The sequence below is a fragment of the Pseudomonas fakonensis genome, from assembly GCF_019139895.1.
Classification (GTDB): Bacteria; Pseudomonadota; Gammaproteobacteria; order Pseudomonadales; family Pseudomonadaceae; genus Aquipseudomonas; species Aquipseudomonas fakonensis.
The window spans coordinates 4,199,767-4,211,087 of record NZ_CP077076.1; the positions used below are offsets into that span (position 1 = coordinate 4,199,767).

At 64.8% G+C, this 11,321-nt stretch carries 9 protein-coding genes; 3 read left to right on the forward strand and 6 right to left on the reverse strand.

Going from position 1 to position 11,321, the window contains the following annotated elements:
• Nucleotides 1-31: 31 nt before the first annotated feature.
• Complete coding sequence (locus tag KSS94_RS18415) at nt 32-1,354, reverse strand: ATP-binding protein (protein WP_217839511.1); 1,323 nt, start codon at nt 1,352-1,354, stop codon at nt 32-34.
• Entirely contained in the window at nt 1,351-2,034 is a 684-nt protein-coding gene (locus KSS94_RS18420) for a response regulator (protein ID WP_217839512.1), read from the reverse strand. The genes KSS94_RS18415 and KSS94_RS18420 overlap by 4 nt, the downstream gene beginning before the upstream one ends.
• A gap of 226 nt (nt 2,035-2,260) precedes the next feature.
• Here KSS94_RS18420 and dsbD point away from each other — a divergent pair, with 226 nt between their 5' ends.
• The 3 genes from dsbD to dsbG are packed head-to-tail and all read left to right on the forward strand — an operon-like array spanning nt 2,261 to nt 5,563.
• Nucleotides 2,261-3,973: a protein-disulfide reductase DsbD gene (dsbD, locus tag KSS94_RS18425; RefSeq protein ID WP_217839513.1), complete on the forward strand. Its 1,713-nt coding sequence runs from the start codon at nt 2,261-2,263 to the stop codon at nt 3,971-3,973.
• Nucleotides 3,973-4,803: a TlpA disulfide reductase family protein gene (locus tag KSS94_RS18430; RefSeq protein ID WP_217839514.1), complete on the forward strand. Its 831-nt coding sequence runs from the start codon at nt 3,973-3,975 to the stop codon at nt 4,801-4,803. Before dsbD ends, KSS94_RS18430 begins: the two co-directional genes overlap by 1 nt.
• A gap of 1 nt (nt 4,804) precedes the next feature.
• Nucleotides 4,805-5,563: a thiol:disulfide interchange protein DsbG gene (gene dsbG / locus KSS94_RS18435; RefSeq protein WP_217839515.1), complete on the forward strand. Its 759-nt coding sequence runs from the start codon at nt 4,805-4,807 to the stop codon at nt 5,561-5,563.
• 12 nt (nt 5,564-5,575) lie between these two features.
• Here the strand turns inward: dsbG and KSS94_RS18440 are convergent, their stop codons facing one another.
• The 4 genes from KSS94_RS18440 to KSS94_RS18455 form a co-directional block, all read right to left on the reverse strand.
• The gene (locus KSS94_RS18440) at nt 5,576-5,842 is read right to left on the reverse strand and encodes a hypothetical protein (protein WP_217839516.1); all 267 of its coding nucleotides are present in this window, start codon (nt 5,840-5,842) and stop codon (nt 5,576-5,578) included.
• A 104-nt stretch (nt 5,843-5,946) separates the two neighbouring features.
• Nucleotides 5,947-6,393 (reverse strand): hypothetical protein, encoded by a 447-nt coding sequence (locus KSS94_RS18445; RefSeq protein ID WP_217839517.1) that lies wholly within the window; start codon nt 6,391-6,393, stop codon nt 5,947-5,949.
• A gap of 32 nt (nt 6,394-6,425) precedes the next feature.
• The gene (locus KSS94_RS18450) at nt 6,426-6,722 is read right to left on the reverse strand and encodes a hypothetical protein (protein ID WP_217839518.1); all 297 of its coding nucleotides are present in this window, start codon (nt 6,720-6,722) and stop codon (nt 6,426-6,428) included.
• A gap of 13 nt (nt 6,723-6,735) precedes the next feature.
• Nucleotides 6,736-11,298, reverse strand: a complete 4,563-nt coding sequence (locus KSS94_RS18455) for an RHS repeat-associated core domain-containing protein (RefSeq protein WP_217839519.1) — start codon at nt 11,296-11,298, stop codon at nt 6,736-6,738.
• Nucleotides 11,299-11,321: the final 23 nt, after the last annotated feature.

The following is an 11,321-nucleotide window of genomic DNA, read 5'->3' on the forward strand; positions in this document are numbered from 1 at the left end:
GGCTCCTACAGGGGTAGCGCAGGCCGAAGCTTCAGCCAACAGTGCGTGCCGGTACCTGCAGGCACACCCGCAAACCATCGGCCTGGCTGTCAAAACGCAGGCTGCCGGCGCAGCGCTGGACAATCGCCTGGACGATGGCCAGGCCCAGGCCGCAGCCACCGCTCTGGCTGTTGCGCCAGAAACGTTCGGTGAGGTGCGCCAGGTCTTCCTGGCGGATGCCCGGGCCATGGTCACGCACCACGAAGTCCACCTGGCCATCGAGCGCCTGTACATCCAGCTCCACCGCCGCATCGCCGCCGTGGCGCAGGGCGTTGTCCAGCAGGTTGCGCAGCGCCGCCACCGCCAATGGCGCCGGCATGCCCAGGTAAACCCGCGCCGCCTCATCCGGCAGGTGCAGCAAAATGCGCCGGTTGTCACCGCCACCGGCATCCTGGATGGCCTGCAACGCCACCTGCTCGGCGCTGCACTGCACCCCGTCGTCGAACGACAGGCTGCCCTCCACCCGCGCCAGCATCAGCAACTGCTCCAGGGTGCGGTGCATGCGGTCGGTGCCCTGCTCGGCATGTTCCAAAGCCTGCTCGCGCACCGCACCGTCAGTCATGCGCGCCACCTGCAGGTGGGTCTTGATCGCGGTCAGCGGGCTGCGCAACTCGTGGGCGGCGTCATCGGTCAGGCGCCGCTCGCGCTCGATGGTCTGGGCGATGCGCAGGAACAGCTGGTTTTGCGTATCGAGCAACGGCTGCAGCTCGCTTGGCAGGTTGCCCACCTGCAACGGCTCGACGCTGTCGGCACGCCGGCGGCGCAAAGCGTCACGCATGCGGTTGAGTGGCGCCAGGCCCTTGCCCAGGCCGATCCACAACAACCCCAGGCTACCGAGCAGCGCCATCAGCACCGGCGCCGAGGCGGCCAGCAGAATCGACTGGTTCAGCGCCTCGCGCTCCATGTGGCGGTCGGCGGTGGTGATGCGCACATCGCCGTGGTTGTAGGTGAAGGTGCGCCACGACGCGCCGTCGATGGTCTGGTCACGGAAGCCGCTGCGCTGGTCGTCCATGGCGCCGTCGTGCTTGTGGTTGCTGGCAAGGATTTCGCCACGCAGCGAGCTGACCTGGCAAGCCATGCCGTCCGGCACGCTGAGCTGGTCGGCAGAGAAGTGCGCATCCTCGCCCTTGGCCGCCAGCGGTTGCGGCAACTGGTCGACCAGCCCGGCGACCATGCGCGCCGACGCCACCAGGCGCTGATCGAGGGAAAACATCATCTGCTGACGCAGGTCGCGCAGCATCCAGGCCGCGGCCAGCACCCAGATGACGATGAAGACGCTGCCGAGGATCAGCGACAGGCGTACCCGCAGGCTCATGAGGCCGCCTCCCCCGGCGCCTGCGCCGGCCCCAGGCGATAGCCCAGGCCGCGCACGGTCTCGACAATACCGTTACCGAGCTTGCGCCGCAGGTGGTGGATATGCACGTTCAGGGCGTTGCTCTCGACCTCGTCGCTAAAACCGTACACGCAGTCCTTGAGCTGCTCGCTGGACAGCACCCGGCCGGGGTTCTGCAGCAAGGCCTGCAACAACGCCTGCTCGCGCCGCGACAGGTCCACCGGCTGGCCGGCCAGGGTGGCGGCGCAGCTGCTGGGGTCGTAGACCAGCGGACCATGCTCGATGAGGTTCACCGCACGCCCGGCCACCCGGCGCAACAGGGTGTGCAGGCGCGCGGCCAGCTCGCGCAGGTCGAAGGGCTTGAGCAGGTAGTCGTCGGCGCCGGCCTGCAAGCCGTCGACCCGATCGGTGACCGCATCGCGGGCGGTGAGCACCAGCACCGGCAGGGTCTCGCCTTGCTGGCGCAGGCGGCGCAGCAGTTTCAGGCCGTCTTCGTCGGGCAGCCCAAGGTCGAGAATCATCACGTCGAACTGCGCGGCCTGGAGCATCTGCCGGGCCTGCGAGGCGCTGGCCACCCGGTCCACGGTCAGGCCCTGGGCCGAAAGGCCGGCGCAGATGCCGCTGGCGATCAGGTCGTCATCCTCGCAGAGCAGAACGTGCATGGGGTGGGTCTCCGGGGGGGGGGGGAAGCGGGCATTGCACAGGGTGGGCATTAAGGGGGGATTATGTACCGTTTTCGGGTGCGCCGGGCATTGTCTTGAGGCAGGCCCAAACACCTCCAGGCGCATGCCTTGAGATAAGATCAAGCCATTCAGGCAGGCCGGTTAACCTTGAGTTAATACCCCCCGGCCAGCATGCCCTCATTCCAAGTTCTGCCAAGGCGTCGACATGCGTGTTTTCCTCCTCCTGCTGACATTCCTGCTCGCCGGCCCGCTCCAGGCCAACCCTTTTGCCGTCAAACCGGACTTTTTGCCGGTCAATGACGCGTTCGTACTGAGCCACGACCGCCTCCCGGACGGCCAGATGCGCCTGTACTTCCAGATCAAGGACGGCTACTACCTCTACCAGAAGCGCCTGAAATTCGACGGCCTGCCCCCTGAGCAGCACCCGCAACTGCCGCAGGCCGAGAACCACCACGACGAATTCTTCGGCGACAGCGCCGTCTACCGCCAGCAGCTCGAACTGCTGATACCGGCCAACGCCTCCGGCGAGCTGCGCCTGGGCTGGCAGGGCTGCGCCGATGCCGGCCTGTGCTACCCGCCGCAAACCACCGCCATTGCCCTTGGCGGCGCGCAAGCGGCAGACGCAACGCTGGCCGGCGACCAGGCCCTGGCCAGCAACCTGCAACACGCAAGCCTCGCCTGGAGCCTGCTGGCGTTCTTCGGCCTGGGCCTGCTGCTGGCCTTCACCCCCTGCTCGCTGCCGATGCTGCCGATCCTTGCCGGGCTGGTGCTGGGCAACGGCGCCAGCGCCCGGCGTGGCTGGGTGCTGGCCGGGGTGTACGTGCTGAGCATGGCCCTGGTGTACGCCGCCCTGGGGGTGGTCGCCGCGCTGCTGGGCGCCAGCCTGCAGGCCTGGCTGCAACAACCCTGGTTACTGGGCAGCCTGGCGGCGCTGTTCGTGCTGCTGGCCCTGCCGATGTTCGGCGCCTTCGAACTGCAACTGCCCGGCGCCCTGCGCGACCGCCTCGACCAGGCCGGGCGCGGCGCCCGTGGCGGCAACCTGTATGGCGCGGCATTGCTTGGCGCGCTGTCGGGGCTGCTGATGGGCCCGTGCATGACCGCGCCGCTGGCCGGTGCGCTGCTGTTCATCGCGCAGAGCGGCGATGTGCTGCAAGGCGCGCTGGTGCTGTTCAGCCTGGGGCTGGGCATGGGCGTGCCGCTGCTGTTGCTGGTCACCCTGGGCAACCGTTACCTGCCGCGCCCCGGCGCCTGGATGAACCTGGTCAAGGGCGTGTTCGGCTTCGTGTTCCTGGCCATGGCCCTGTACACCTTGCGCAACCTGCTGCCCGCCCCGCTGCTGCTGGCCCTGGCCGGCGCCTGGCTGATCGCTCTGGGCTGGGCCGCCTGGCCGGCCCTGCAACGCCTGCCGGCCCTGCGTGCGGTACCACTGCTCGGTGCGCTGTGGGGCGGCCTGCTGCTGGTGGGCGCTGCTGCAGGTGGCAACGACCTGTGGCAACCGCTGCAACCCTTCACCACCAAGACCGGTGGCAGCGCCCCCGCTGCCAGCCACGACGCCTTCACCACCGTCAGCACCCCCGCCGCCCTGCAACGTGAACTGGACGCGGCCAAGGCCCGCGGTCAGTGGGTACTGGTGGACTACTACGCCGACTGGTGCGTGTCGTGCAAGGTCATGGAAAAACAGGTATTCGCCCGCCCCGACGTGCAGGCAAGCCTTGAAGGCGTGCACCTGCTGCGCCTGGACGTGACCGCCGACACCCCGGCCAGCCGCGAGCTGCTGCAACGCTACCAGGTCCCCGGCCCGCCCAGCCTGGTGTGGGTCGGCCCCGAAGGCGACGAACGCCGCGCCCGGCGCATCACTGGCGAGGTCGATGCCGCAGCCTTCCTGCAGCACTGGGCGCAGACCAGGAGCCAAGGCTGATGCTGACCGTCACCCTCGGGCCCTTGACCATGGCCCTGAACCACCTGCTGCTGCTCGCAGCGCTGGGCATCGCCAGCCTGGTGGGCTGGCGCGTGGCCAAGCGTGGCGGTGAAAACCCCGAGTCGGCACTGTTCAACCTGTTCCTGCTCGGCCTGCTGTTCGCCCGCCTGGGTTTCGTGCTGGCCTACTGGCCGATGTACCGCGACGACCTGTTGCAGGTCATCGACATCCGCGATGGCGGTTTCCTGCTCTGGGGCGGCCTGTTCGGCGTGGTGCTCGGCACCCTCTGGCAAGGCTGGCGCCGCCCCGGCCTGCGCCGTCCGCTGGGCTGGGCGCTGTTCAGCGGCGCGCTGTTCTGGGTACTGGGCAGCTTTTCCAGCCACCTGTACAGCAAGGGCACGGAACTGCCGCAACTGAGCCTGCGCGACAGCCGCGGCCAGGCCGTGGCCCTGCACGACTACCGCGGCAAGCCGCTGGTCATCAACATCTGGGCCACCTGGTGCCCGCCGTGCCGACGCGAAATGCCGGTGCTGCAACAGGCCCAGCACGACTACCCGCATGTGACGTTCCTGTTCGTCAACCAGGGCGAAACCCCGGAGAACGTCAGCACCTTCATGGCAACCACCGGCCTGATGCTGTCCCACGTGCTGTTCGACGGCAGTGGCGAACTGGCCCGCAAGGTCGGCTCCATGGCCCTGCCCACCACGCTGTTCTACAACGCCGACGGGCGCCTGGTCGGCAGCCACCTGGGCGAGCTGTCGCGGGCCAGCCTGCGCCACGCCCTGGAACCCTTCGACCCCAGCGACGCCCCCGCGCCACAAGGAAACTGACATGCGCCTGACCGCCCTGCTGCCCCTCACTTTTACCCTGCTCGCCAGCCCGCTGCTGCACGCCGAGGACCTGCCCAAGGCCATCCAGCAACTCCAGGCCAAGGGCGCAGTGATCAAGGGCAGCTTCGATGCCCCCAACGGCCTGCGCGGCTACGCCGCCGAGTACCAGAACAACGGCATCGCCCTGTACCTCACCCCCGACGGCAAGCACGTGCTGGTGGGTAGCCTGTTCGACGAGCAAGGCCAGGACCTCAGCGCAGAACCGCTGCAAAAGCTGGTGTACGCCCCCATGAGCAAGGCCATCTGGGCGAAGATGGAAAACACCGCCTGGATCGCCGACGGCAAGCCCGACGCGCCGCGCATCGTCTACCTGTTCAGCGACCCCAACTGCCCGTACTGCAACATGTTCTGGCAGCAGGCCCGGCCGTGGGTGGAGTCGGGCAAGGTGCAGCTGCGCCATATCATGGTCGGCATCATCCGCGAGGACAGCCCCGGCAAGTCGGCCGCGTTGCTGGCCGCCAAGGACCCGGCCAAAGCCCTGCAAGAGCACGAGAAGGCCGGCAAGGCCAGCACCCTCAAGGCGCTGGACAAGGTGCCAGAGGCGGTGCAGAAGAAGCTCGATACCAACATGGCGCTGATGGAGGAGCTGGGGCTGGCCGCCACACCGGCGATCTTCTACCAGGATGAACAGGGGCAGTTGCAGAGCCAGCAAGGTGCGCCACGGCCGGAGATGCTGGGGAAAATTCTCGGCAAGCGTTAATCGGCACGAGGGTCAGATAGGGCAATTACCCTTGAATGCCCTGAACCTTGAAAGGTCGGCGCCGTTGGCGTGCAAAAACGCCACGGCGTCGGCGAACGCGGCGTAAAGGCTCTGCTCGGCTGTATCGCAATCTTCAATCACATCCATCTGCGCTTGCGCCACCGTGAAGACGTAGGCCAGGTAGCCCTGCGGCTTCAACTTGAGGGCAAACTGCCGGAAGCAGGGCACGCCATCCAGCACGATGAACTCGTCGTAGCCCCGGGCCTTGCCCTGCTCCATGGCCGCACCAAGGCGCTGTAACACTTCATCCTGAAACATCGATATTCACCACCGTGCGCCTTGAGCCGCCTGCCCTTCAGATGTCACCCATTAATAAGCCATCATTAGCGCCAGAGGTAGTGCAACGTCACATCGTACTCATTGTCATTCACACACAAGACGGTATCTGGCGACTCGAAAGCGAGTGACAGATCGCAACTCAAGTGACTGGTCAGGTAACGCTGCAGAAACCAGTCGAAATCACGGCCTTGCAGCGCTACGCCCACCACGCCTTCGTACACCACCCAACCAGAAAACGCCCCTGTCAGCCCGGTTAGCGCAATGATTGCGCGGTGCAACGCAGCAGGCGCCACGGGATGCGCCAGGCGCGCCTGCAGGCCCACATCTTCAAATGAGCGCATACGCGTCAGAGCCAGGCGCTGCCATGCCAGCGTTTCATCGTCGAGCAAGACGACCTGATAGACATCAACGCCCTCCAACGTCGAGGCATAGCGTCGCGCCTTGCTGATCAGCAATCTTTCGCTCAACGAATCTCGGCCCACGATGAGCACGTCTTCATTCTGCCCGGTATCTGACGGCCCGCTCATCGATCCCCATACACACGGATGACTTGCCGGGTGCCGGCATCGATGTCCACATGCACCCCACCCACCTCAGCGGCGGTTGCCGTCATCCAGTTCTGCGCTGTGACCTCCTCGGCATAGAAACTGACGGTGTAGTACTGCACCCCGTCGCGCTCGTGCAGTACATCTTCGAAGGCGATGTTGAAATTCTCCACGTCATACCTGCCCGAGCGGACCAGATCACTTGCACGCACCGCCTCGATCGCCTTGAACAAGAACGGGGTGTATTTTTTATCGAGCCTGATCAAACTTGCCATCACCCTGTTCTCCTCACAAAGGCACCGCGTCGCCGGGGCCACTGACCTGACCAAATATTTTCAGGAATCGCCCACTTGGCGTTCCCAGATAATTGCTGAAATTCGGGAAGTGCCGACTGGCCGAGTTGTGTATGGCGATATCGGCCGGCGAGAATGCATCACTGTCCCAGGCGTCCCCCGCCTTGTTGGTGCGGTTGAAACCGCTGTCCGAATACGCCCCGTGGGTGTGGTACTGGCCAGCCGGTGTTGCACCCTTGGGCAAGCCGCGGGCAGAGGTGTTGTACGACGGTGCGGTACGGCCACTGCCTATTCGACCCCGGGTGAAACCAAAACTGCCATCTTTGGCCTTGAAGATGATGCCGCCATACTCACGGTTCTTGAAGATGGACATCGGGTTGTACTTGCTCAATGCCGCCCGCGCTGCCGCATCGGCGGTCTTGAATCCACCGCCGCACTTTCTCAAGCCCAGCGGGTCGATCCACAACAACGGATTGGGTGCATAAGCGTACGGGTTCAAGCCACCCTGAAGCCCGATCGGATCTGGCTGGGTGAAGCGCCCGATATCCGGATCATAGAACCTGAACGTGTTGTAGTGCAGGCCCGTTTCGCGATCCAGATACTGCCCCTGGAAGCGCAGGTTCTGCTGGCTGGCCTGCTCGGGGGCATGCCATTCGTCGCGGCAGCCGCCCCACACACGAAAATCACCGTACCAGACACACGCTCCTTGCTCATCGGTCAATTGCTCCGCCAGTCCCGCCAGGTTGGTGTGGAAATACAGCACCTGTTCCTGGCCAGGCGCACCGTCCACCCTGGCCAGCGGCTCATGACGCTCCGAGTCCACATACAGGTACAAGCTAGCTTTGCCGTCCTGCAGCTCCTGCAGCAGGCGCATGCCATGCCAGAGGAACTCACAGCGACTGACCGGCTGATCGTGCCCTTCACGGTACAGGCGTTTTTCCACTCTTCTGCCCAGCGGGTCATAGCTGAATTCGACCCGCTCCCGAAGCGGCCCGCGCTGTTGCCGCACACACACCAGGCGGTTCTCGGCGTCATATTCGAAGTGTTGCAGCAAGCGGTTACCACTGCGTTTTTCGAGCAGGCGGCCAAAGTGATCGTAGCGATAGCGCAAGTCCTCAAACACCACCACTTGGTCATGCCTTACCCGTGCATTGACCTGATAACCATCCAGCAGGTTACCCGCAGGGTCGTAACCGAAGTGCTCACTGGCTTGGCCACGCTCCCGGGGCAGTTGGCTCAATGCGCTGTGCACGAACCCGGTCGGCCCGTAGTCGTAACGCACGCTGCCTTGATAGCCGCCTGGTTGTCGTATCTGGGTCAGCACCTCTGCCACAAGGTTGTCGCTGGCGTCATATTCATAACCGCGCTGTTGCAACGGCAGGCAGGCCAGCGAGGCATCCAATTGCTCAACGGCCTTCAGCACCACCCGCCGACTGCTGTCGTATCGTGTTCGCGTCACCAGCGCGGCCTGGCTGCGCAGAACTTCGTCATGCAGGCTGTCCCGCTCAAAATCGCTGATCACCCGGCCATCGAGGTTGATCTGGTGCAGGTGACCGCTGCCATAGCGCAGGTAGTTGATGCGGCGCTGGTCCGGCAGGATGGATGTCTGCAGGTTGCCCAGCGGGTCATAGCGGTAGCTGATCCGGCCCGCCCCCTGGCTTTCGCTGAGCAGGCGACCCAGTGCGTCATAGCTGAAGTCCAGTTGCCGGGTTTGCCCGGCCTGATCGCTGCAACGAATCGACAGCAGGTTGTCCGCGTCATCGTAGCGGTAGCAGGTTTCGCCATCGGCAGTGCGTTTGTGCAGCACACGCCCGACGGCATCGTGCTGGTAGTCGACAGTTTGAGGATGCAGCGGGTCAGGCGCAGTACCCGACGCTGCGTCGCCTGCCGGGTGCAGCAAAGTCCGTGTGACATTGCCCAACACATCGTGGGCCAGGGTATACCCGCCGCCATCGAGATTACGCTGGGCCTTGAGTCTGTCCAGTGCATCCCACTGGAAGCGATACTGTTCGCCATTGGGGTTTTCCAGCTGCTGCAAACGACCGTACGCATCCCATGTCAGTCGCACGATTCGCCCCATGGCATCGATGCGCTGCAACAAACGGCCACTGGCGTCGTAGTGCCAATGCGTCACACGCTGGGCCGGGTCGGTATGACAGGTCAACTGGCCGGCTGCATCCACCTCGAACTGCTCCGCCCTGCCATCGGGCTGTACCCGCTGCCGCAGGCGCCCACGTGAGTCGTAACTGAAACGTGTGATCCCACCTTCGGCATCGCGCAGCTCGCTGAGGTGGCCACGGGCGTCATGACGATAGTGGGTTTGATGCCCTGAACAGTCACGCGAGACACTCAACTGGCCGCGGGCAGTCCAGGCGAAAGAGCGCTCCTTGCCTGCCGCATCGACCACCCGCTCGAGCCGCCCTTGCCGGTCATAGGTGTAGTGAGTCGATTGCCCCAGAGGGTCGGTCTCCACCAGCAGGTTGCCATGCCGATCATAGGCATACCGGCGCACCTGCCCTGCGCCATTGGTGAAACGGGTCGGCAAGGCCCAATGCTCGGTGTAGCTGATGCTTTCCACGCGCCCCAGCGGGTCGACCGTCGAAACCAGACGCCCCAGGCCATCGTAGTCATAACGCCATTCCCCACCACCGGCATCGAGGCTGCGCCGCAGCAAGCCACCAACGTAATCATGCCGCCAGCACTGACCCAGCGCGTCCACATGGGTATGGATCTCGTTCAGCGCGCCCCAGTGATAATGCTCCACCCGCCCCAGGCCGTCGGTCACCTGGGTATGGCCATTTTCCAGGTCATAGGCGAAGCGGTAGTCCTCACCATCACTGCCCCAGTGGCGCACCACACGCCACTGCTGCCTGGGCTGCGGCTCCAGCAACGGCGGCATTTCATAGGGTGTGCCGTCCAGGCTACTGGGCCTTGCAGGCACTGCTGGCGGGGTAAAGCATGCCCATTGGTAATGGCGCGTCGCACCGCTTGGCAGGGTATGGCTGGTCATCAGGCCCTGCTCGGTGTAGCTGAACTGGCGCAATACCTGCCCCTGGCCATCTTCCACCTGTGCCAGTTGCCCGGCCGGGGTATAGCGATAGCGGGCCAGGCATTCGCGCTGCTCGACGGCGAACGCTTGCCCAGAGCCCAGCAAAAGCCTGTTCACCTCGCAGACACGACGCGACTGTAGCGGGTAGCTCAGTTCGATGAACACACGGGCGAAGCTGTCGCCGAGAAACTGCAAACGCCCCTCGGCGTCGTAGAACAATTCCAGGCAATTGAGGTTGCGATCGCCAACCTTGACCAGCCGTGAGCGCCTGGCATCCAGCGGGTCGTTATGAAATACCTGGTAAAGCCCGGTGTTGATGTTTTCAACCACCGTCAAGCCATTATCCTGATGAAAGAACGCCAGGCCATCGAGGATGCTGACGAACGCGCTGCCGACCTGCAGGCGGCCCAACTCCAGCCGGGTACCCTGCTCGTCCGTGTAAACCCACAGCTCACCGCCCTGCGGATGCTCTACGCGCTCCAGGCAAACCTCGTAAGGCACACTCCAGCCCATGCCGAACAAGCCATCGGTACGCAGGTCCGTGCTGTCGTAACGACGCGCCCAACTGATCGGCAACAGCGCCGCCAGGGTGAAGTCCAGGTCCGCAGGCCCCGCCTGGAACTTGGCCCCGGTAGACGGCAGCACCGGGTTGCCAACACCGCAGGCCGAACCCCGTTTGAGCATGCCCCGACGGGCAATGAGCATCCCGGCCACCAGGCCGATGATCTTCGCCGCCGCACTCTTGCCGTCGTGGATATCGCGCACCGTCACCGTACCGCCGCCAATGCGCACGTTGGGCGAAAACTGCATGCCGATAGGCGCATCGCAGGTAGTCTTGTCCCCCACCCGGGCAGCTGGCTGGCCATTGATGAACACCTTGTCCGAGCCCTGGGCGACGAACTGCCCAGGTTCTGGAGGGTGCTTGTCACAGGTGACTGTATCCTCGAGCGCATCCACCGAGCCTGGCGCTTTCGGTGTAGTCACCGGTGGGTTGAAGATACTGTCGATGTCCTGCGCCAGGCCAACCAGCGGCATCATGCCGACTGCGAGCATGGCGTAGCTGCCGATGTTTTCCAGGATGGACGGTTCTTCTGCCGGCGCCGACTGCGCATCCGGAGGGCCCGGCACACCCGCTGCGCGTGCTGCAGCAGTGCCGTTGATAAACGTGTCGTGGGAACCGCTGGTGATCTCGCCGTGCTTCTCGGGCGGGAACATCGAATTGCCGACCCAGTTGCTGAAGTCGCTGATGTGATCACCGATGCTCTTGTCTTCGCCCGCCGGCAGGCTGGCTGCGGCACTGACGATCACGCCGGCGATCAGCGGGGTGAGGAACGCGGCTGTGCCACCGGTCCCGACCACTGCCACTACCGCACCACCAATGGCAGCACCCACCGCGACGGCGGCAGCGGCATAGACCGCAGCCTCCACCAGGCCACTGACCAGCTCGGCCGCCAACGGCGGGTGCAATATGAAATCGCCCAGACGGGCGGCGTGCAGGCTGTCGTCCATGAAACCTGAAGTCCTTGCGCGGT